This is a genomic window from Rufibacter soli, from assembly GCF_054781795.1.
Map to the genome: position 1 here is coordinate 196,094 of NZ_BAAGTS010000005.1, position 21,425 is coordinate 217,518.

At 51.2% G+C, this 21,425-nt stretch carries 15 protein-coding genes; 11 read left to right on the forward strand and 4 right to left on the reverse strand.

Annotated features, from left to right (window positions below; translation table 11 throughout):
* Positions 1–21 precede the first annotated feature (21 nt).
* Complete coding sequence (locus ACYVJQ_RS15450) at positions 22–1,974, reverse strand: DNA polymerase III subunit gamma/tau (RefSeq protein WP_460894010.1); 1,953 nt, start codon at positions 1,972–1,974, stop codon at positions 22–24.
* Positions 1,975–2,301: 327 nt separating this feature from the next.
* Here ACYVJQ_RS15450 and ACYVJQ_RS15455 point away from each other — a divergent pair, with 327 nt between their 5' ends.
* A complete protein-coding gene (locus ACYVJQ_RS15455) occupies positions 2,302–2,688 on the forward strand; it encodes an endonuclease domain-containing protein (RefSeq protein WP_460894011.1) in 387 nt (128 codons plus the stop codon).
* A 107-nt stretch (positions 2,689–2,795) separates the two neighbouring features.
* Here ACYVJQ_RS15455 and ACYVJQ_RS15460 read toward each other — a convergent pair whose 3' ends face one another.
* Positions 2,796–3,200, reverse strand: a complete 405-nt coding sequence (locus tag ACYVJQ_RS15460; protein ID WP_460894012.1) for a hypothetical protein — start codon at positions 3,198–3,200, stop codon at positions 2,796–2,798.
* A gap of 294 nt (positions 3,201–3,494) precedes the next feature.
* Between ACYVJQ_RS15460 and ACYVJQ_RS15465 the strand changes: the two genes are divergently transcribed.
* The 3 genes from ACYVJQ_RS15465 (at position 3,495) to ACYVJQ_RS15475 (ending at position 6,139) form a co-directional block, all read left to right on the forward strand.
* Positions 3,495–4,235: a nucleotidyltransferase gene (locus ACYVJQ_RS15465; protein ID WP_460894013.1), complete on the forward strand. Its 741-nt coding sequence runs from the start codon at positions 3,495–3,497 to the stop codon at positions 4,233–4,235.
* Positions 4,236–4,318: 83 nt separating this feature from the next.
* The gene (locus ACYVJQ_RS15470) at positions 4,319–5,152 is read left to right on the forward strand and encodes a metallophosphoesterase family protein (RefSeq protein ID WP_460894014.1); all 834 of its coding nucleotides are present in this window, start codon (positions 4,319–4,321) and stop codon (positions 5,150–5,152) included.
* Between the two features lie 654 nt (positions 5,153–5,806).
* Positions 5,807–6,139, forward strand: coding sequence for a hypothetical protein (locus ACYVJQ_RS15475; protein WP_460894015.1), 333 nt, complete (start codon positions 5,807–5,809; stop codon positions 6,137–6,139).
* 118 nt (positions 6,140–6,257) lie between these two features.
* On the opposite strand, the gene ACYVJQ_RS15480 is transcribed toward ACYVJQ_RS15475, so the two are convergent.
* On the reverse strand, positions 6,258–7,004 hold the full coding sequence (locus ACYVJQ_RS15480; RefSeq protein ID WP_460894016.1) for a class I SAM-dependent methyltransferase: 747 nt from the start codon (positions 7,002–7,004) through the stop codon (positions 6,258–6,260).
* A gap of 129 nt (positions 7,005–7,133) precedes the next feature.
* On the opposite strand from ACYVJQ_RS15480, the gene pruA reads away from it, so the two are divergent.
* Positions 7,134–8,786 carry an L-glutamate gamma-semialdehyde dehydrogenase gene (pruA, locus tag ACYVJQ_RS15485; protein WP_460894017.1) on the forward strand — a complete coding sequence of 551 codons (1,653 nt, stop codon included), beginning with the start codon at positions 7,134–7,136 and terminating at the stop codon, positions 8,784–8,786.
* A 174-nt stretch (positions 8,787–8,960) separates the two neighbouring features.
* On the opposite strand, the gene ACYVJQ_RS15490 is transcribed toward pruA, so the two are convergent.
* Positions 8,961–10,205, reverse strand: a complete 1,245-nt coding sequence (locus ACYVJQ_RS15490; protein ID WP_460894018.1) for an N-acetylmuramoyl-L-alanine amidase — start codon at positions 10,203–10,205, stop codon at positions 8,961–8,963.
* An 821-nt stretch (positions 10,206–11,026) separates the two neighbouring features.
* Here ACYVJQ_RS15490 and ACYVJQ_RS15495 point away from each other — a divergent pair.
* The 6 genes from ACYVJQ_RS15495 (at position 11,027) to ACYVJQ_RS15520 (ending at position 21,390) form a co-directional block, all read left to right on the forward strand.
* Complete coding sequence (locus ACYVJQ_RS15495; RefSeq protein ID WP_460894019.1) at positions 11,027–14,053, forward strand: SusC/RagA family TonB-linked outer membrane protein; 3,027 nt, start codon at positions 11,027–11,029, stop codon at positions 14,051–14,053.
* A gap of 19 nt (positions 14,054–14,072) precedes the next feature.
* Complete coding sequence (locus ACYVJQ_RS15500) at positions 14,073–15,950, forward strand: RagB/SusD family nutrient uptake outer membrane protein (protein ID WP_460894020.1); 1,878 nt, start codon at positions 14,073–14,075, stop codon at positions 15,948–15,950.
* A gap of 58 nt (positions 15,951–16,008) precedes the next feature.
* Positions 16,009–17,811 (forward strand): DUF5018 domain-containing protein, encoded by a 1,803-nt coding sequence (locus ACYVJQ_RS15505; RefSeq protein ID WP_460894021.1) that lies wholly within the window; start codon positions 16,009–16,011, stop codon positions 17,809–17,811.
* Between the two features lie 68 nt (positions 17,812–17,879).
* Positions 17,880–18,761: a hypothetical protein gene (locus ACYVJQ_RS15510; RefSeq protein ID WP_460894022.1), complete on the forward strand. Its 882-nt coding sequence runs from the start codon at positions 17,880–17,882 to the stop codon at positions 18,759–18,761.
* Between the two features lie 10 nt (positions 18,762–18,771).
* Positions 18,772–19,908: a glycoside hydrolase family 10 protein gene (locus ACYVJQ_RS15515; RefSeq protein WP_460894023.1), complete on the forward strand. Its 1,137-nt coding sequence runs from the start codon at positions 18,772–18,774 to the stop codon at positions 19,906–19,908.
* Between the two features lie 306 nt (positions 19,909–20,214).
* Complete coding sequence (locus ACYVJQ_RS15520) at positions 20,215–21,390, forward strand: hypothetical protein (protein ID WP_460894024.1); 1,176 nt, start codon at positions 20,215–20,217, stop codon at positions 21,388–21,390.
* Positions 21,391–21,425 lie beyond the last annotated feature (35 nt).

Genomic DNA, 21,425 nt, shown 5'->3' on the forward strand with positions numbered 1-21,425 from the left:
TCTCACAGGTTTACGAAGGAATTAGAAATCGGTGTCTAGCCCGAGGCGGGTTTTCAGGTCTTTGAGGGCCGGGTAAATATCTGCCAGGTAATTGTACTTGTCCTGGGAAGTGTAAAGGTTGCGGCCGTTTTCCTGCTGCACCACGTCTATGGTCACCTGCAGGCGGTTGTGCCCCAGGCCCTGGCGCAGGTACAGCAGAAACTCCGGCTTGAAGCTATTGAATTCCGCTACCTGTACCTCGTTTTCTACCTGCAGGTGCACTTCGGCTTTCTCAGCATCAAAATACCACTCACGGTTCAGGATGGTGTATTCCAGGGTGCGGTCTGTGTGCTTGACGCGGTCTACGTACAGTTGCCAGAGCTGCTGTAGTTTGTGCTGGTTGATGGTGGGTAAAGAGCCGGGCACGTAGGCTTCGGTTTCCTCTTCTAGTACCTCTACCATAGGCGCCGCCGAGGCTGCCACCCGTTCCTCAATGTTTTTCAGGCTGGGTAGTTTGGAGACCTTGCGGCTGGCCAGCGGGGAAGCAACCGTCCGCAAGGGAGCCGCCGGGGCCGCCATGGCGGGAGCCGGTTTCTCTGCTGCAGGTACCGGTGAAGGAGCCTCGGCCGGGTAGGTGTCAAACATGGGGTCTTCGCCCGCGTCCATATCTGCCGGAGCAGTGTTGTGGTGCGTTTCGGGGCTGTTTTTGGCAGAACCTGCCTCAACCGGGGCGGCGGACGCCAACGTGGGAATCGGCATTTTCGGCGTAGCCGAAGGTGCCGGTTGTGGCGTACCCAGAGCAGGAGTCGAACTCGCAGGGGCTGGCGCGGCTACGCCGGAACTTCCATTAGTTTTTTTTTTAACCTCTCCGGTTACAGAGACGTCTTGGGCCAGTTGCAGGGCGTGCGGCAGGTGCGCCAGTTTCATGAGCAGCAGTTCTACGTGCAGCCGTTGGTTCTTGGCAGATTTGAAGTTCTGGTCACAAGTGCCTACCAGGTTCAAGCCTGAAAGCAGGAAACTTAGCGACGCTTCCTGGGCCTGCACCGCATACTGCGCCTTTATGTTCTCAGACACCTGCAGTAACTGAATGGTTACCTGGTCTTTGCACACCAAAAGGCTCCTGAAATGCTCGCCAATGCCCAGCACGAAGTTGTGTGAGTCAAAGCCGTTCTTCAGGATCTCATCATATAAAAGCAACGCGCCGCTCAGGTTCTGCGTGAGTAGGAAGTCGGTAAGCCTGAAGTAATAGTCATAGTCCAGGATGTGCAAGTTCTGCACGGTGGCCTTGTAGGTGAGGTGGTTGCCCGAGAAGGTCACCATCTGGTCAAAGATGGAGAGGGCATCACGCAGAGCGCCGTCGGCTTTCTGGGCAATCAGGTGCAGGGCATCGGCATCGGCTTTGATTTCCTCTTTGCCGGCAATGCTGTCTAGGTGCCGTACCATGTCTTCAATCTGAATGCGGTTGAAGTCAAAAATCTGGCACCGTGATAAAATGGTGGGGATGATCTTGTGGCGCTCAGTGGTAGCCAGAATGAAAATGGCGTAGGACGGCGGCTCTTCTAGAGTCTTCAGAAACGCGTTAAACGCCGAGTTGGAGAGCATGTGCACCTCATCTATGATATAGATCTTGTACTTGCCCGCCTGGGGCGCATAGCGCACCTGCTCCACCAGGTTTCTGATATCATCTACGGAGTTATTGGACGCCGCATCCAGCTCATGCACGTTGAACGAGCTGTTGTTGTTGAAGCTCTTGCAGGAGTCACAAACGTTGCAGGCCTCTATCTCTGGGGTAAGGTTCTGGCAGTTAATCGTCTTGGCCAGAATACGCGCACAGGTGGTCTTGCCCACGCCCCTAGGTCCGCAGAACAGGAACGCCTGCGCCAGGTGGTTACTGCTGATTGCGTTCTTTAAAGTAGTGGTAATATGGTGCTGCCCCACCACGCTGTCAAAGGTGGTAGGACGATACTTACGGGCCGATACAACAAAATTCTCCATCGCTCTACAAAGTTAATCGATTTTGATTCGACTCCGCCAGGAATCGAACCAAGATTTATAGGTTCTTAGTTTAGTGCAAAGGAGAGGGCGGCTGGAGGCTGTTTTGGGAAGGCTGGGGCAGAAAGGGAAAAGTGGAGTTAATTTCGAATTGGCCTTTGTGTTAAAGCCTTCCTCAAATGTGATTGTATCTAGCTAAAAGATCCAATGGCTTCCAATCACCGCAGACTCTCCCCTTGAGGATTGCCCAAACGAGAGTTTGAGGCAGCGAGCGAAGCTCTGCAGAGGGGTGTTTACACCTGCGAGCACACGTTCCCGTAAAATGCTTTTATGCCCAATAGGATAATCCCCTACCGTCCAGACCTCAAGGAGAAGGCCAGGCAGCTACGCAAGAACAGCACCCTAGCGGAGATCCTCCTGTGGGAGGAGTTCAAAGACAAGAGGCTAGGCTACCAGTTCCACCGGCAGGTGCCCATGCTGAACTACATCGTGGACTTCTATAGCCATGAGTTGCGTTTAGCAATCGAAGTAGACGGCGACAGCCACAATGACAAAGTAGAGTATGACCAGCAATGGGAGCAGGAGTTGGAGGCGTATGGGATCACCGTTCTGCGGTTTGAGGACATTGGCGTGAAAAGGCGAATGGCCTATGTAATGCAGGAGATCTATTTGTGGATTGAGGAGTATAAGGAAGGCAAAAGCGGTTCTCCTGTGTAAACACCCCTCTGCGCTCCACTCAAGGGGAGAGTCTGCGTTTATTGGGCGGTAATGGTTCTTTTTTTCTGCGTCTGTTGCCTTATAAAAGAGTTAAATCTTTTCTTCTCCTACCTAAACGGCCACTTCACTAGACTCACCTGTCCCATAGCGTCCTTCTCATATTTCGCCACACATTGCTTTTGAAACTGCGGCTCAAAATTCTCTGTGCCTGGGTACACTTTCTGGGGCGCAGGCTGGCCTTTCAGGAAAAAGTACACGGTGGTGGTGCCGTATTTGGTGTGGGGCATGAAGTCGCCGTACTGCTGCATCTGGTCCCAGAGCGTATCTGAGAGCGTAACGGCGTAAATGCGTTGGATAGGCCCGGTGTTGTTCTCGTTGCGGTACATGACTATCTCCGTGAAATCGCCGGAAAGGTCATCTACCCCGGGCTGGGTGAAGGCGTCTTTCACAAACCATATAATCATAGCGGCAACCACCGCCAGCAGTACATATTTTAACTTTTTGCCAGTCATAGAAACAAGAGAAAGGTACTGTGGCAAACTTAGGCAATTCTGGCCCAACCCGTAAATCTAGTTTTTCTGTTTAGAGGCCGTTTTTAAGAAAACAGGCCTAAAACAGAATTTTACCGGTTTCTGCGCCTGAAATGGCGCTTCAGGATAACATTTTTCCAAGGATTCAGTAAATGCAATACCTGCCGCCAACCTGCCGGAAACGCTTTTGGGCGTACCTGCCAGCGGCGGCAAAGGCGCTTAGCCTTAGCAGGGCACACCTCTTTTACCTAACAGCACAAGCAACAACAGACAATTATGGAACTGGACGATATGGCCCCCGAAGTGGCCAAAGAATTTTACCCGCAGGCCCTGCAAATGCTGCATGAAAGTGGCTTGCCCTTCTTAATGGGCGGTGGCTTCGCCCTAAGGCAGTACACCGGCATGCAGCGCGACATGAAAGACATGGACGTGTTCTGCAAGGCCGGCGATTGCCCGCGCCTGCTCAAGATCTTCTCAGACGAAGGCTTCAAAACCGAACTGGTAGATGCCCGCTGGCTGGCCAAGGCGTTCAAAGACGGCAAGTACGTAGATTTCATCTTCAACAACCCCGCCAGTAACATGCCCGTGAACGACGGCTGGTTCAGGAGGGCCCCAGAAGGCACGGAGTTTGGCGTTCCCGTCAAGTACATCTCCGCTGAAGACCTGTTCAAATGCAAAATCTATGTGCAGAACCGTGAGCGCTATGATGGCTCAGACCTCAACCACCTCATCCTGCGCCACGGCGATAAAATGGACTGGGAGCGTATTCTGCAGACCCTGGAGCAGCACTGGCAACTATTGCTCATGCAACTGCTGTCCTTCCAGTTTGTGTACCCCTCAGAACGGGACATTATTCCGCGTGACCTTTTTGATGAATTGATTCTGCGCGCCAAAGAACAGTTTGACATGCCGCCGCCCACAGAGAAGGTATGCCGTGGCCTGCTCATTGACCAAACCCAATACGCCCCGGCCGTCACTGAGTGGGGCTTCAAAGCCATGACCATCATGACTATCTAGTTTTTAGTTGATCGTTAGTAGTTGTTCGTTGTAAGACGAGCTTCTTTTAAACAACCAACAATGAACAACCAGCAATTTTTAAAATGGAACAACAGCCCCAACCTTTTGTCACGCCACAGCCAGTTCAGCCTTTACAAGCTGTAAACCAACTACCCCAGGGCCAGCCTGAACAACCGCCCCAACAAGCGACCCCGCCGGTAAGGATTGCGGCCGTTGGCGACATTCACGTGCGCGAAACCGACAAAGGAAAATGGGTGGAGTTCTTTAAGGCGGCCTCAGACCAGGCAGATGTGCTGCTTCTCTGCGGCGACCTCACCGATCACGGCTACGCCAAGGAAGCCGAGGTGCTGGCCGAGGAAATGTGGGCCTGTACTATTCCGGTGGTCTGCGTGCTAGGCAACCATGACCATGACAAAAACCAGCACGAGGAAATCAGGTCTTGCCTGATCCGGGACAATGTCCATTTCCTGGACGGGGATGCCGTGGTAATCAAGAACGTGGGCTTTACCGGCGTGAAAGGATTCGGGGGTGGTTTTGACCAGCACATGCTGTCTATGTTTGGGGAAGTGGCCAACAAAGCCTTCGTGCAGGAAGCAGTAGACGAAGCCCTCAAACTGGAGGCTGGCCTCTCGCGCCTGGATACTGAATACCCCGATATAAAAAAGATAGCCCTTCTGCATTATTCGCCCATCAAAGCCACCGTAGAAGGGGAGCCCGAGGCCATCCACCCGTTCCTGGGCTGCTCCCGCCTGGCTGAACCCCTAAACCGCCAAAACGTGCTGGCCTGTTTCCATGGCCACGCCCACATAGGCACCCTGGAAGGGGAGACCTCGCACGGCGTAAAGGTATTCAACGTGGCTAAACCTATTTTGCAGAAAGCCGGATTCGCCATGCCGTTTTTCCTGTTTGATGTGTAATTTCTAAGAGGCTTGGTAGGTAAAGTAGGGGCAATCCCTTGTGGTTGCCCTTTTAGTTGGTTTGGGTCTGTGTGAACACCAGTAATTGAGGGAAAGGCAATAATAGATGAAGGAGAAGGGTGCCATTGGCGCCCTTTTTTGTGTGTAATAATGCTAGGTTCAGCAGCAGCAGCAGCAACAGACCCCAGCCAATTACTTGACTACCCAATTTTTTGGTTTGCTTAAAGAATTAGGTGGGAAATGGGTTTTAAGCCTGTTTTTGCAAAAGTAGCCCCCAAACGCATTTGCTTGAAATAGTGATTATTCCCTTGCCCCACAGCGGAGGGCAGGAAACAGCCTGCAACGGAAGTTTCTTTTATCTACCCTTTTGCCGGCAAGTAAATAAGAATGAGTAATTTAAGACTTTGATCTGCAAATTCTCACTCAAAATAGATCCTGAATTCTATAATGAAAAACAATAGTATAATTAAAAAGCTTTCCCTTTTCCTGGCAACGGGTGGCATAGTGCCCCTACTTTTGGGAGCAATACCTGCCACTGATTGGCTCCGGTTAAATATAGACCCAAGAATGTCCGTGGAGTTCCCCAGCCAACCTACTTTGAATGGTGGCCCAGGCTCCAACATCTTTTATACCATAACCCCAGAAGCATCTTATATGGCTGTAGCTATTAATTACAACAGCCAACCTGGCCTTAAGCCCATCACTAAGCCTTATGCCTATTATGTGAACATGATGAACTCACACATTAAGGATACCAAAGGAACCTTGATAGACTCTTCTTCCTTTGAATTAGATGGATTTAAAGGCCTACAGTTTTCCTTTACAGCCATTCCCCCAAAGGGCACTAAACAGATTACCCGTACTAAAAGAGTCATTTTTGTAGAGGGACGGGTGTATCAGGTGGAGCATATGTTTCTCACCCCGGCTACAAAAACCAGTCAGGAAAAGCTGCGGAAATATTTTGATTCAATGCGACTAACGCGCTAATAACCCTTCTTTTCCTGTTGTTGGCAAGAGTACTGCTTGGTGAAAGTAGACATTCTCAACATAAAGCACGCTCACCCTGTTTTAACCCTGTTTTTGAGAAAACGCCCCCAAAACAGGGTTACTTTTTAATCCGGCCAATGCGGCTGAAGATGGGGAAACGCACTTCCAATTCCTCGCCCTGGGGCCAGAGTGGCCTTATCTCTTTCATAAGTTGCTCCACTGGGTTTTCCCATTTCTGTTTGATATAAGTCTGCACGCTGGACCAGGAATTAAGGTAGCCTTCAAAATCAGAGAAAGCCCAATGCGTGACAATGGCTCCGGTGAAAGACGGCTCCTCCTGGAATGGGAACGGAAGGCTGGCATAAGCCTCGTCAATGTAGCGGCGCTCAAAATCCCAGTACGGGCCCACGGTCTTGGTGTAGAAATGGTTGAAGGGCGCGTCTATTTCCGGAGAGATGGAAAGTAGCCCATAGCCCCAGAGCGCCAGAATAGCCTCGGGTTTGGCTACCCGGATCACCTCCTGGTAAAACTTGTCCAACTCAAACCAGTGCACCGCCTGGCCCACGGTTATTAAATCAAAGGAATTTTCTGGGAAGGTGGTCTGCTCTGCCGGCATTTGGTAGTAGGTGATGCGGTCAGAAGCGGGGGCCTGCGCCAACTGCTTTTCACTGATGTCGGTGGCGTGTACGTGGGTGAAGAAACGGGCCAACTCCAGGGCAATCTGTCCGTTGCCGGTTCCGCAGTCCCAGGCCAGTTGGGTGTCAGGCACCAGCTTGTGCAGGTGCTCATACAAGGCCGCAGGGTAGGTGGGCCTGAACTTTTTATACAGATGGGCCTGGGTGGAAAAATTGTCTTTTGGTGCCATAAAAGGGACGTATGTAAGGTGAGGGACAATCAGGTTAACGCGGGCCCGCTTCCCTGACGCGCGTTAGCCTTTTTTACTTATAAGCCTTACCTTTGTTTATCTATTTGTTGAATTTAACCTGATACCCATATGTCTAACGGATTTTTCAATGTTCCTATTCCGGTAAACGAGCCCGTGAAGAGCTACGCGCCCGGCAGCAAAGAAAGAGAAGAACTTCTTACCGCCTATAATTCGCTGCGCGAGCAGCAACTGGATATCCCTATGTACATTGGGGGTGAAGAGGTGCGCACCGGCAAGACGGTGAACATTGCGCCGCCGCATGACCATAAGCGCGTGATTGGCCAGTTCCATGAAGGCAACGCGAAACACGTAACCCAAGCCATTGACGCCGCCCTGGCCGCCCGCGAGAAATGGGCCGCCATGCCTTGGGAAAGCCGCGCTGCCATCTTCCTCAAAGCCGCCGATCTGCTGGCCGGACCTTTCAGGGCCCGTATGAACGCCGCCACCATGCTGGGTCAATCCAAAAACGCCTTCCAAGCTGAGATTGATGCCGCCTGCGAGCTGATTGACTTCTTCCGGTTCAACGTGAAGTACATGACCGAGATCTACAAGATGCAGCCCGAGTCATTGCCCGGCATGTGGAACCGCCTGGAGCACCGTCCGCTGGAAGGATTCGTGTTTGCCTTGACCCCGTTCAACTTCACCTCCATTGCCGCCAACCTGCCTGCCGCCCCGGCCATGATGGGTAACGTGGTGGTATGGAAACCAGCCAACACGCAGGTGTACTCGGCTAACGTGATCATGGAGTTGTTCCAGGCCGCGGGCGTGCCCGATGGCGTAATCAACCTGGTCTATGTAGACGGACCTACCGCCGGAGACGTGATCTTCAAGCACCGTGATTTCTCTGGTATCCACTTCACCGGTAGCACCGGGGTGTTCAACAACATCTGGAAAACCATTGGCGAGAACGTAGGCAACTACCGCAACTACCCACGCATTGTGGGCGAGACCGGCGGCAAGGACTTTATTGTGGCCCATAAATCGGCGAACGCCAAAGAAGTGGCTGTGGCCATTACCCGCGGCGCGTTTGAGTACCAGGGGCAGAAATGCTCGGCGGCCTCGCGTGCCTATATCCCCAGCAACCTGTGGGAAGACGTGAAAGCCCACGTGATAGAAGACCTGAGCACCCTGAAAATGGGAGATCCGCAGGACTTCGGGAACTTCGTCAACGCCGTGATTGATGAGAAGTCCTTTGACAAGCTGGCCAAGTACCTGGATGCCGCCAAGAAAGACAAGGGGGTGGAGATCATTGCCGGAGGCAACTATGACAAGAGCAAAGGGTACTTTATTGAGCCTACCATCATTGTGGCCCAGGATCCTAAATACGTGACCATGTGCGAAGAGCTCTTCGGGCCGGTGTTGACGCTATATGTGTATGATGAGAATGAATTTGAGGAGACCCTGGAACTAGTAGACACCACCTCTCCGTACGCCCTGACCGGTGCCATCTTCTCTAATGACCGCTACGCCGTGGAGACTGCTACCAAAAAGCTGACCCACGCGGCCGGTAACTTCTACATCAATGACAAGCCTACTGGGGCCGTTGTAGGCCAGCAGCCGTTTGGCGGGTCACGCGCCTCAGGTACCAATGATAAGGCCGGTTCCATGCTGAACCTGCTGCGCTGGACCACGGCCCGTACCATCAAAGAGACGTTTGTGCCGCCGGTTGATTACCGCTACCCGTTCCTGCAGTCAGGTAGCGCCAAAGAAGGAGCTATCTAAGCGTTTTAAGCCCGTTTTTATGAAAACAGCCCCAAACTGGAAATCCGGTTTGGGGCTGTTTTGTTTTAGGAGCTGGAATTTCAGGATGGGCTTTATTTTCAGGATGCGGTTTCTATTTGGCTTAGGGCCAGACCTGGATAATGCCGCTTATCTAGTGAACGCAAATCTGTAAGGCTATTGTACTACAACTCTTCTAACCACTTTCCCAAACTCAGGGGTCTGGAAATGGAAAAGGTACACGCCAGCGGCCAGGTGATCTACTTTGAGTGGCTGGGCAGGTTTTTCGGAAATGCGTTGCACTAACCGGCCACCCAGGGTATAGATGTCAGCTGAAGTCCAGGAGAACTGGGTTTGAACCACGCCACCCTCGGTTGGGTTGGGGTAAACCACCGCCAAAGACGCCTCACCGGGCTCAGAGACGCTTAACGGGGTGGGGCAGACGTTGTTCACCTGGTTCCGGATGTCGGCCATTTGGGTATAGAGCATGTTGCCGGGGCAGGCGGTGTACCCGGTCTGGCAGCCGTCGCGGTGGCCCAGGACGTTGGGCATCATGGCAGTGGCCATGTAAGTTGAGGGCCCTATAGTGTGGGAAGTGCTGCCAAACACGTCTATGTTGTCTTTTTTGATCTTCCACTTAATCACTTTATAGAGTGACTCCATGGCTTTCTGGGTAGGCAGTGTGTTGGTGAAATCGCCTAGCAGACAGATGCCCATGGCGTTGGAATTGTTGCTGCACAGGTGGGCGCCCAGCACATAGTCATGGTCAAAGTTTCCCGCAGGGTTGTCGCGGCCCTGGAAAATGGTGCCGTCTGGGGCGATGAGGTAGTTGTAGCCAATGTCTGACCAGCCGTTGGAATTACGATGGTAGAGGTAAATGTCGCGTACCACTTTTACGTGGTCTGTAGCGGTGTTAGAGCCCGCGGCGTGGTGCACGGCCACGTGCTTAGTGGCAGTATAGGAGCGCGTATAGGTAGGAGCCTCCAGGCCGGCGCGCCATACAGAGGTAGGCACTACCTCAAAGGCGCACTCGCCGTTGCCTTCGCGCTGGGCCACCTTGTTGTTAGGGCTGGCTTTTACCGTGCCGGATGAAATAAACAGCAACCGAAGCTCACCGGTAATCTTGCCGCTGTAAAAGGTGATGGTCTGCCCCGGGTTCTCCAAAGAAACCAACGCTGATTGGTCCTGGTGCGGATCTGGTACTACTTTAAGGGTGTCTTGGCCGTGCAGGAAATAGCTGCCGGGCAAAGGGCAGGTGTCACACTTCACGGCAATGGCCCCGGCCTTTTGCAAGGGGAGCACATAGGTTTGGCCCGGTTGCACAGTCATCGTGGTGTCCCTAACCGGGTTAAGGCCCTGGGCAGCGGCGGCCCCGCCAAGACAAAGGAATAAGAAAGAGAATAGGGGTAGAAGTTTGTTCATAGGGGCAATGATGGAAGAAGAAGCATTTTTTAGAGCTATGGGCTTTTTGCCAATAGCTCATGAATATCCTTGTTAAAGTAATTCTTTCATCCAGAGGATGCAATAACTGAGACCTGCTTTTTAATTTTATTTAACGCACTTGGGATAATCTGCGAAAAGAATGGCAAAAGTATAGCCTTCCAAGAACCTAATTTGTGCGATTGCCCTTGAAAGTAGACAGAGTAGAAAGCATACAACCCTGCATGTACTCCTTTAGCTAAGGATGCAAGTAAGGAAGTTTGAGAGGAAGATTATCCCCCTGAGTTAAGGGACAACCCCAGTATTTAATCTTAACTAGACTGAATACTAAAATTAGAGCCAACCATGGGTTTTGTGACCAATCTTTCAATGGAATGGAAAAGGTATTATGAATTAGTAATTAAATTTATTTAATAAGGATTGCAATCATTTTAACCTTAACTACTATTGTATTGACCTTTTAAAATTTAATCATTATTAATTTGGTTCCTACTTTTTGGTTTTGTTATATTTGATAGGTTATACAGCAGAAAAAATAAAGCTCAAATACTTTACTGAAGGGGTGGGTAGATGGCTAGCTATCAGAAACAAAGACCTTCAAAGGACCTTTTTTTATCCCCTCTCTAAAGGTGCAAGAGCCGCAGAAGCTCAGGACCGAGGAGGGCCAGTAGCCGCCTAGGTACCTTCCGTTTTTGTTGAATCACCTTAGGTGCAGCCCTATATAAAGCATTACCCTCTTTGACTGGTGCCAGTCAAGGTTAAAAATAGATTTTCAGCCCAAGCTTTACTAAAATGTTAAAAACATGAAAAGAGTTTTTACTTTGATTTTATTCTTATTGATAAGGTCTGCCAGTCTGTTTGCGCAGGATGTTACCTTAACCGGGACAGTTTCTGATAAGGCTGAGTCCTTACCGGGCGTAAGCGTTGTGGTGAAAGGCACTACCAAAGGCACCGCCACAGATGTGAACGGCAAGTTCAGCCTGAATGTAAAGCCAGGGGATGAATTAGTGTTCTCTTTCATTGGGTATAAAACACAGACGGTTCCTTATACCAACCAAAAGCAACTGAGCGTAAATCTGGAGCCTAATGCCTTTGAGCTGCAGGAGACGGTAGTAGTTGGGTATGCCACCCAGAAAAAAGCCACCTTAACCGGCGCGGTATCTTCCGTAAGCGGCGAAGTGTTGAACCAAAGAAAAGTGGCTTCTTTATCAACGGCTCTACAAGGCACCATGCCTGGCGTTACGGTGCAGCAGACCTCTGGTCAGCCTGGAGCAGACGGTTCTAACATTAGAATCAGGGGGATTGGCTCCATTAACTCCAGCACCTATCCATTGGTATTGGTAGATGGCGTGGAGATGGACATTAACCAGGTAGATCCTAACATAGTAGAAAGCGTGTCTGTTTTGAAAGATGCGGCTTCTGCTTCTATTTATGGGTCAAGGGCGGCCAACGGGGTAATCCTGATCACCACCAAGCGCGGGAAAGAGGGCAGCATCACTACCTCTTACAGCGGGTCTGCCACCGTGCAGCGCCCCACCAACATGCCAAAAGTGGTAAGAGCCTGGCAATACCTTCAGGCGGAACTGCAGTCTTTTGATAACGCAGGAGTAAGCGTGTCTCCAGCCCAGCGAGAGCAGCAGACAAAGCTTATTGAAGACCAGAAGAATCTGAAGCCAGACAACTGGAACCGCTATGACACAGACTGGAAAGAAGAAACCCTGAAAGACTATGCCTTGCTGCACCAACACAATGTGTCTGTGGGCGGAGGAACTGAGAAACTGAGAATGTTTGGCTCTGGCTCTTACCTGACCCAGGATGGTTTGATCCCTAACAACAGTTTTAACCGTACCAACATTCAGGTGAACACAGATGCCAAGGTAACGTCCTGGCTGAAGGCCGGCCTGATTACCGGGGTACGTGAATCCAATACTCTGGCGCCTGGCGTCAGCACCCCTAAAGGGATTATCAACAAGGCGCTCTACATGCTGCCTACCCTTTCTGCCGCCCGTGAATTGGACGGTAATTGGGGCTACGGTAAAAACGGCGATAACCCAACCGCGCAGGCCTACGCCAGCGGGGAAAACAAAAACAAAAGCTCTGAGATTTTGCTGAACGGTACCTTAACGGCCACTCCGCTGGCTGGTCTGGAACTGGTGGCGCAATATTCCCGCCGCAACGTGACCGGCCGAAGCAGAAGTCTGGTAACGCCTTATACTACTTCCCTGAAAGGTCAGGTACTGGGTATTTACCCGGCAGAAGACGGCCTTAATGAAGGATGGTCCCAGACTATCCAGAATAACTTTAGAACCCAGGCTTCTTATGAGAAAGATTTAGGCAAGCATTACACCAAGGTACTGGCTGGTTTCCAGACCGAGGAAAGTGACTTCTCTTCCTTTTTTGGTGCCAAGCAAGGCTTTGAGCTGGGCCGGTATTACTTAGGAAACGGCGACGGTGCCACTGCCACCTCTGGTGGAGGAGCCAGCAGCTGGGCCCTTATGTCAGGTTATGCCCGCGTTAACTACACCTTTGATGACAAATACCTTCTGGAGGTAAACGGCCGCTATGACGGTTCGTCCAGGTTCGTGCCTAAAAACAGATGGGGTTTCTTCCCTTCCGTGTCATCTGGCTGGGTAGTATCCAGAGAAACCTTTATGGAGAATCTTACTAAGATAGACCTGTTAAAAGTAAGGGCTTCTTACGGCTTGCTGGGTAACCAGAACATAGGCAATTATCCTTATACCGCTACCATTAACCCTGGTTACGGTTACTACCTGGGCGACAACAAAGAATTGGTGCCTGGTGTGGCCCAGACAGAACTGGAAAACAGCAACATTGGTTGGGAGCAATCAAAACAATTCAACGTGGGGGTAGATGCCAGTCTTTGGAGAGGCAAATTGTCTTTAACCGCAGACTACTACATCAAGAGCGTGTATGACATGCTTATGAAATTCCCGCTGCCTTATTATGCAGGCATTAGCCCGGCTTTCACCAACGCAGGTGATATGAAAAACAAAGGCTGGGAAGTAAGCCTAACCCACCGCAACGAGATAAACGGTTTCTCTTACGGCGCTACCTTCACCTTGAGCGATAACCAGAATGAAATCACCAACCTCAATGGCTTGAACTCTCAGGACAGAACCATGGTGGAAGGTTACCCTAACCAGGGTATCTGGGGGTACCTGACAGATGGCTACTACCGCGACTGGGATGATGTGGCTGCCTCGCCTAAATTGGGTACTTCGGCCCGGCCTGGCTTTGTGAAGTACAAGAAGGTCTATCAGGCAGATGGCGTGAACCCTCTTTTGATAGATTCCCGTGACCTGGTGTACCTGGGAGATCCCTTCCCGCACTTTGAGTATAGCCTTAACCTGAACGCCGGTTGGAAAGGCTTTGACCTGACCGCCTATATCCAAGGTGTGGGTAAGCGTTCCACGTTCATGAGCGGTGTGGGTCTTAAACCTTTCGCTAACGGCAGTAACCTGTTTGAGCACCAGTTAGACTCCTGGACCCCAGAAAACCCTAATGCCGAATATCCTTTGCTGGTGCCTGAGGCCAACTCATCAGACAACTTTGTACGGTCAGATAAATGGGTGCGTGACGGTTCTTATACCAGGTTGAAGAACGTGGTATTGGGCTACACTATTCCTAAGGCCCTTTCCCAGAAAGTGAAGGTGGAAAGCTTTAGGGTATATGTGAGCGGGCAAAACCTGTTCACCAGAAGTAATTTCTTTGAAGGATATGACCCAGAGGTAAGCTACGGCGGCGGCGTTGGCGGGGAGTTCTACCCCATTATGCAGACCTACACCCTGGGCGTTGACTTGAAATTCTAATCTTGAAATCGGCATGAAAATGAAAAATACTTTCAGAAAACTGTTCGCCGCAAAGGTGTTCCTTTGCGCGGTAGGCTTGGTCGCTCTATCCGGTTGCGAGAATTTCCTGGACCGGGAGCCTCAAAGTGATTACCTGTCCTCTAACTTCTATAACAATGAAGGCGCAATCAAGCAAGGCGCCAACGGGGTATACCAGCGGTTGAAAATGAACCATGGCTCCACCAGCAATATTCCTTTCTCCATCTTATGGGATATGTACACCCCCTTCGGGATTGAGCGGGCCGACAATAGCTCTGTGGGGGTAGGTAACGTTGATCTGAGAACCAACTTTACCCAGGAACTATTATGGTCTACCCTCTACACCTCAGTGGCCCGGGCCAACACGGTGTTGGACGGCGCGGCTCCTTACTACGGCGAGTTGAACGACAACGCCAAGCGGTACCTGGCCGAGGTAAAGGTGCTGAGAGCCCATTTCTACATTCAGTTGGTTTCCCTGTTCGGTGACGTGCCTTACTTTCCTACCTCTGTGACCGCTGAGCAGTTACAAGGAGTGAACCGTACCCCCTGGAACGAGGTGGTAGACGCCGTGATAGCGGATCTGGATGATGCCTCTGTCAACCTTCCCTGGACTGCCACGGAATGGGGCAGGGTAGATAAGTCTGTGGCGCAGGGGTTGAAAGCCCGCATAGCCCTTTATGCCGGTTCATGGCATAAATTTGGGTATGGCATGAGCGGCATAAAGAACCCTGCGATGGCAGAGAAGTATTTTAGGATTTCAGCGGCGGCAGCCAAGAAAGTGATGGATGAGAGCGGCCGCGGGTTGGCCGTTAACTACAATGACCTGTTTACCCGCACGGGGCAGATGAAGGCAGATGTAAAGCGCGAGAACCTGTTCTTTATGATGTTCTCAGACTTTGGCGATAAAAACTCCCATTACATGTCTTTGGGGGAGCAGGTGCGTATGATTGGCCAAAGCGGCCGGTTCCCTACGCAGCAGTTGGTAGATACCTATGAAATGGCCAACGGCAAACGCATTGATGAGGCAGGGGCTGGTTACAATCCCAAAGATCCGTTTTCCAGCAGAGACCCTCGCCTTAAGTACACCATCTACACCCACCATGACACTATAATAGGCAATACCGGCAGCAACAAGCTTAAGTTCCTCATGGAGGTTTACAAGCCCCAGACCAAGTCATGGGATGAGGCCGGTAACCTGAAAATGATTGATAACAAAGACTACACCGGTGCGGTGGCTCCTTTTGGGTATGTACAGAGCGGGGTTGGTTTTGCCTGGAGAAAGTATAACCACTTTGATGATGAGAGCAGCGCCCTGCCTACCTATAACATCATTATCATGCGCTACGCCGAGCTTCTGCTTACCTACGCTGAGGCCAAGATTGAGCTAGGCGAAATGGATGCTACCGTGGTGAATGCCATTGACCAGGTAAGAGCCCGGGTAGGTATGCCAGGTATTCTGCAGGCAGATCCAGGCCGGGCGGGCAACCAGGACAAAATGCGCCAGATTGTACGCCGTGAAAGAAAGGTGGAACTGGCCAAGGAATCCCTTCACCTGTTTGACATGCGCCGTTGGAGAATTGGAGCCCTTCAGAATGCTGAGCCAACCTACGGCTATCCATTGGCTACCGGAGTGAATGCTGCACAAGGTATTTACCCAGACGGTTATGAGCAGGCTACGGCAGACATGGTTCCTTCTTACGGCGCGCCTGGCTCAGCCCGGGATCTCAATGACATTGCCAGTTACCAGGCCTACGCCAGCAAACTCAGGACCCGTGACCGGAGCCGCCAATGGGATGACAAATTCTACCTATGGCCAATTCCGCAGACAGAGCGCAACAAAGCACCCTGGCTCACGCAGAATGACGGCTACGGCCAATAAAACTGATTTGGTTTAAGTAGAGGGCCCAGGCCCTGTAACAGCAATACAACAGAATCATATGAAAAGAATTTATAAAACTAAATGGCATGGCGTTCTGGCCCTCCTGCTGTTTTTGGTGGTAAGCGCCTGTAGCGTAGATGAACTATCAAGAGACTATGAGGCCGTAAAGGTGGTGGGGATAAAAGTGAACAATGATCTGTACACCCCAGAAACCTCTGGTGATGTAGTGCGCATTACCCTCCCCAATGGCCGCGATTTGTCAAATGTGAAGCTACAGTTATTGGTGGCGAACGGCGAGGCGCTCAACTTTGAAAACAATGAGAAGTATGATGCCAGAAAGCCAATCAAGCTAAGCCTGAAAGGGGCAAACGGCGAGCAGAAAGAGGTAACCCTGAAAGTACAGTCACCCCCCGCACTTTCTTCCTTCATCATTGAAGGAGTACCCGTGGAGAAAAAGGATATCTATTTTGGTGCCAACACCCTTATTGTGCAGGTGCCTAAAGGAACCAACCTGACGCAGTTGAAAGTGACCATGGAGTTTGTGAACGGCACCTTGCAGGAGTTTACCAATGGGGTGGCCGCGAACTACACTAACCAAAAAACCTTCAAACTTAAGGGGGTGGATGAGGAGACCATTTATCCGTATGATCTAGTTATTACCACTGAGCAAGTAGGCCCCGCCTCTGTGAAAGCAATGCAGATCAACGGACTTCCTACAGATTCTGTAGTAGTGCAGGGCGGTACTACCCTTATCCCTTACGTTACCGGCCTCACAGACTTTACAAGTTCTACCGTTGTTCTGGAAACAGGTTTCGGGAACCGCGTAGACCCTGCGTTCACCGGGCAGAACCTGAACCTGCTGGCAGGAAACGTGAAAGTGAAGGTTACGGGAACAGATGGCATTGTCAAAGAATTCACCATCGCCCGTCCGCAGTTGTCTTTGACACCGGTGTTCTCTAAAGACTACGCCAGCTTTGGGTATGGCGCCAATGACTTGAACAGTGTGGGTTTCAGCGGGAATTACCTGGTGGTGCCTAACTATTCTGCCGTGGCCCCCGTGGTGGTAGGGCCTAACTATTATGATTTCACCGGCAAGCAGGTTGGCGTGCTGAACAAAACAGGGGTGGTGATCGCGCATAGCCTCCGTAAGCTGGCCACCGATGACAAAGGAGCTATCCTGGTAGTGCCGCTGGGCCTTACAGACGCTGAGCAGACCATCTACAAGTGGGATAACGTAACCGCGGCACCAGTGCCTTACATCAAATACTCTAAGGCTTCTTTGGGGGTAGACTACACGCCTCGTTCTTCTGGTATCAACATTGCGGGTAGCTTAGATGGCAATGCCATTATCACCATAGGCATGGCCCAGAAAGCAGATGTGTTTGTCTGGACCGTGACCGGAGGCGTTCTGAACCCTACGCCAACCCGGCAGACTTTCCCTTATACCGGTAACGGTTTCTACTGGGCCATAGAGCCAATGCCTATTGGAACACCAGGGTACGTAGGAGCCGCCACGGGTACTAACTTCAACGGCATCATCTCCCTGAACAGCACCATGGCCGAACTGCACAAGCAGACGGGCATCACAGCCACCGACGCTCGCGTGCTAGCCCACAAAGGACGCACGTACCTGGCTTACACGGCATATGCCTCTGGTAAAGGTGCTTACTTCAGGGTGTGTGATATCACAGACGGACAGGTAGCCTCTTTCCAGAACCCTATCATGAATCTCTTGATGCCTTCTACCGCGGCCAACGCCAACAATACCATGGACGCAGACATGGCGGTAGTGAATGGAAAGCTACATGCGGCCTTTGTGTGCACCAACATTGGAATGCGCCTCTACAAGTTAGAGAAGTAATGTTTTTCCGCTTCGGGCGGTTACTGCTAAATTGCGGTAGCCGCCCGGAGCGGTTTTAATTTTCTATTATGAGAGTTTTACTTAGTCTCCTGACTGTGGTGGGTTTATGCTTAGGCGGCTGTAGCAATACAGACTCAGAGCCAGCGGTCACGCCAACCGTTGAAGATCCCATCACCACGTTTTTCACTAATGAGGTGAAACCACCCCTCAGCGCCATTTGCTTTAATGGGGCCTATTACAGGAAAGTAGTGTCCAGCAAAGACCTGTGGTTGGGAATTCAGGGGAAAGTAGTGCTTCCTACCATCACGTTTGACCCGGCCCGTGTGAATCCGGCCAAGCCGCAGCAGTACCTGGACAACCCTTCAGTGTACATGGGCGGCAACATGGGTGGGCAGGAGACAGACATTGGCCTCACCTGGGAAGTGATCAGAGACGCCCAGGGGAACGTGACCCCAGACAGACGCGCGTTCAGGCCTTTTCTGCGCCGTACCTCGCACGTAAGTGGTCAGGTGGCCAGCTATGAAAACGCTCCGGCAGAAAGCGCCTATTACTGGTACCCTGGTGAAGAGGTGTCTATGTCTGTGCAGGTGGTGGCAGAAGGAAAACTCAGATTGGTAGTGGAGGGAGCAGGAAAACGATTTGAAAGAGATTTTGACGCGGCCGGCTACAGACCAGGCGGTCAGGGTGATTTCAAACGCGTAAATGCCATAGACCAGATAGCCAATGAAGGCAAACCGGTGCAGGCCACCAAGACCAAAGTAGAAGACGCGATCTGGAAAGAAACCAACCTGTTCCGGCAGTGGGAGGGAAATGTGATCAAGGTACCCATGCACCAGAAGAGGTTTACAGACATGCGTTGCCCCAGCGTGAACTACTTTAAAGTAGTGGCCTCTGAAGAGGAACGCAAAGTAGGCGCAGAAACCATTAGCATAAACGGCGCAGGCTATTAATACCTTAGGGATGATTTTTATAAAAAATAACCTTTCTACCGTTCTTTGCCTGTTCTTGCTATTTTTCTCAGTGACCAGCTGCTCCGGCAAAGAAGAGGTGAAACCGGTTGATCCGGTGGTAAAGGAACGGTTCTCCGGGGTATGGATTACCAACGTGGCCAGCACTGCGCTGGACTCGCGCGCCACCATCCAGGAGGCCGTGGCCGTCTGCGAGAAGTCTGGAATCAACAATATTTTTGTGGTGGTCTGGAACCGGGGGCGCACGCTGTACCCTAGCCAGATTATGGAAACCCAATTTGGGGTGAAAATTGCCGACAAGTTCAAGGGCCGTGACCCTTTGGCTGAGATGATAGAGGAGGCCCACAAGAAAAACATAAAGGTGCACGCCTGGTTTGAGTACGGTTTTGCGGCCGCCAATAACGAGAATGGGGGCCTTATTCTGCAGACCAAACCTGAGTGGGCCGCCAAAGACGCCAGCGGGGCGCTGCTCAAGAAAAATGGCTTTGAGTGGATGAACGCCTTCAAACCCGAGGTGCAGGATTTTATGATTTCCCTGGTGCTGGAGGTGGTAAGAAACTACAACGTAGATGGGGTGCAGGGCGATGACCGTTTGCCGGCGCTTCCTTCTACCGGAGGGTATGATGACTATACCGTAAATTTGTATAAAAACCAGCATAACGGTGCTGTACCCCCCTCCAATTACAAAGACGCCAACTGGGTAAACTGGCGAGCCAACCTGCTTACCGAGTTTTTGGGCAGAATGTACAAAGCGGTGAAAGAGGTAAAGCCTGGCGTGATTGTTTCTACCGCTCCTAGTATCCACCCGTGGGCCAAAGATGAGTACCTGCAGGACTGGCCAACCTGGTTAGACAAAGGGTATACAGACATGGTGCTGCCCCAGCATTACCGTTATGATTTTGCCGCCTACCAGGCCGTGCTGAAACAACAGCTGGACTACCTGAAACCGCAGCACAGATCCAAGTTCTTTCCGGGGCTCCTGATCCAAAACGCAGACTACAACCCTTCATCTGAGTTCCTGAAACAGATGGTAGAAGAAAACCGCAGGCAAGGAATTAACGGCGAAAGCTTCTGGTTCTTTGAAGGCGTAAAGAAGTTTCCGCAGTTTTTTGAGACCTACAAGAAATAACTGGTGACAGAAGACCTTTTATTAGAAGTAAGTAAAGGCCTACGCTTTAAGTAGTTTATCTTCTCCTACAAGCCTCCCGCTGTTTTGAGCCTGTTTTTCAGAAAACAGGCTCAAAACAGCGGGAGGCTTGTCCTTTTAAGGCTTGGGTGAGTTATTGGGTTTACTTGATTCGAGATCTTTTTTTAAGTATAGAATAGATTTTAAAATTTTTTAATAATTAAAAAGTAATCTTATATTTAGTCCGGGTAATGGCAGTGTCTGAACCTTGCCAAACCAAAGTTATTCTCCTCCAATTCTTACCGCTTTATGAAAAGATTTTCGCATCTGCTTTTTCTGGTCTGTCTCTCTGGGTTGGTAAAGGCCCAAACCTTAGACCCCAAACTTAACCAGGCTGTCTTACAGGCCAAGCAAGGAACCGTGGTAGAGTTGCCCGGTTTTCTTAAGCAGAAGTTTTCTCCCATTGAGTACCAGAAAATAGTGCAGCCCGGGCCGCAGTACCTTATCTCTGATGACCCAGAATACATAAGGGTGCCAGAGGCCATCGCGTTTAAGGAGCCGGTGCAACCCGGGGCGGTAAGACTGTATGTCTATAATGTGAACGGGGTAAAAGAACCCAAGCAGATAGAGCGTAAGATCACTGCGGTCATTAAAAACACCGGTACAGCAGACATGCACCTGCGCATGCTCAAGTACTCCTCCCAGGCCCCAACCACCAACTACTTTAAAGCAGGTAAAGAAGGTCTGGCAGACTACTTCGCCTCTAAACCAGAAAACAAGATTAGAACCATCAAGCCGGGTCAGTCTGTGGCCATTGATGAGAAACTGGAGAAAAATGTAGTGAAGTATGACGAGTTGGTGCACGGCTTCTATGAGTTTGTGGTAGACCAGCCCGGTGAAGTAAGCGTGATCCAGACCGATCTGAAAACCTCTGGGCCCGCGGCCTTGGCCAGAATCACCACGGTGTTGCCCCCTAAAAGTAAAAGCGGCGCCGGGCGTGGCGTGTTTGGCGTGAGCAATTACCGGGTTATCACCCAAGGCGTGGTAGACACCAAAAACGGACCCTCAGAAATCATCATCGCCGACGGTAAGAAAGACCCCTGGGTACAGGGCCACGAAAGTAGCCGGGGCGAGGTGGCCACGCTGGCCGGAAACTACGGGGTAATGTATGAGGTGGAAATGAAATGGAAAAGCACCGACGGCAAAGGGCTGGCCCTGGTTACCTGGAACTCCCGCGCCGACGATAACCAGTGGTGCGGCGGCATGGCCGCGACCATGATTGTAAGCAAGGGGAAATTTGACGCCGGCATCATTCAACTGCCCAGTGATCGCCTTAATACTAAAAAAGACCCAGAAGCCATTTTAATCCAGGTTTTCCCGCCGGCGGCCAACGGCGAAGAGCAAACCATCCGGTTTACGTACTCGCCGCCCGGGGCCTCCTGCCTGCCCACGCCCCTGATCTTTGTGCCCGTTGACATGAAGTAATTAATCCCCGCAATTGTGATTCTCCAAAAGCAGAT

Excerpts from the sequence above, each read along its gene's own strand:
- ACYVJQ_RS15450 (WP_460894010.1), bottom strand. The coding sequence starts at position 1,974 with ATGGAGAATTTTGTTGTATCGGCCCGTAAGTATCGTCCTACCACCTTT.
- ACYVJQ_RS15455 (WP_460894011.1), top strand. The coding sequence starts at position 2,302 with ATGCCCAATAGGATAATCCCCTACCGTCCAGACCTCAAGGAGAAGGCC.
- ACYVJQ_RS15460 (WP_460894012.1), bottom strand. The coding sequence starts at position 3,200 with ATGACTGGCAAAAAGTTAAAATATGTACTGCTGGCGGTGGTTGCCGCT.
- ACYVJQ_RS15465 (WP_460894013.1), top strand. The coding sequence starts at position 3,495 with ATGGAACTGGACGATATGGCCCCCGAAGTGGCCAAAGAATTTTACCCG.
- ACYVJQ_RS15470 (WP_460894014.1), top strand. The coding sequence starts at position 4,319 with ATGGAACAACAGCCCCAACCTTTTGTCACGCCACAGCCAGTTCAGCCT.
- ACYVJQ_RS15475 (WP_460894015.1), top strand. The coding sequence starts at position 5,807 with ATGGCTGTAGCTATTAATTACAACAGCCAACCTGGCCTTAAGCCCATC.
- ACYVJQ_RS15480 (WP_460894016.1), bottom strand. The coding sequence starts at position 7,004 with ATGGCACCAAAAGACAATTTTTCCACCCAGGCCCATCTGTATAAAAAG.
- pruA (WP_460894017.1), top strand. The coding sequence starts at position 7,134 with ATGTCTAACGGATTTTTCAATGTTCCTATTCCGGTAAACGAGCCCGTG.
- ACYVJQ_RS15490 (WP_460894018.1), bottom strand. The coding sequence starts at position 10,205 with ATGAACAAACTTCTACCCCTATTCTCTTTCTTATTCCTTTGTCTTGGC.
- ACYVJQ_RS15495 (WP_460894019.1), top strand. The coding sequence starts at position 11,027 with ATGAAAAGAGTTTTTACTTTGATTTTATTCTTATTGATAAGGTCTGCC.
- ACYVJQ_RS15500 (WP_460894020.1), top strand. The coding sequence starts at position 14,073 with ATGAAAAATACTTTCAGAAAACTGTTCGCCGCAAAGGTGTTCCTTTGC.
- ACYVJQ_RS15505 (WP_460894021.1), top strand. The coding sequence starts at position 16,009 with ATGAAAAGAATTTATAAAACTAAATGGCATGGCGTTCTGGCCCTCCTG.
- ACYVJQ_RS15510 (WP_460894022.1), top strand. The coding sequence starts at position 17,880 with ATGAGAGTTTTACTTAGTCTCCTGACTGTGGTGGGTTTATGCTTAGGC.
- ACYVJQ_RS15515 (WP_460894023.1), top strand. The coding sequence starts at position 18,772 with ATGATTTTTATAAAAAATAACCTTTCTACCGTTCTTTGCCTGTTCTTG.
- ACYVJQ_RS15520 (WP_460894024.1), top strand. The coding sequence starts at position 20,215 with ATGAAAAGATTTTCGCATCTGCTTTTTCTGGTCTGTCTCTCTGGGTTG.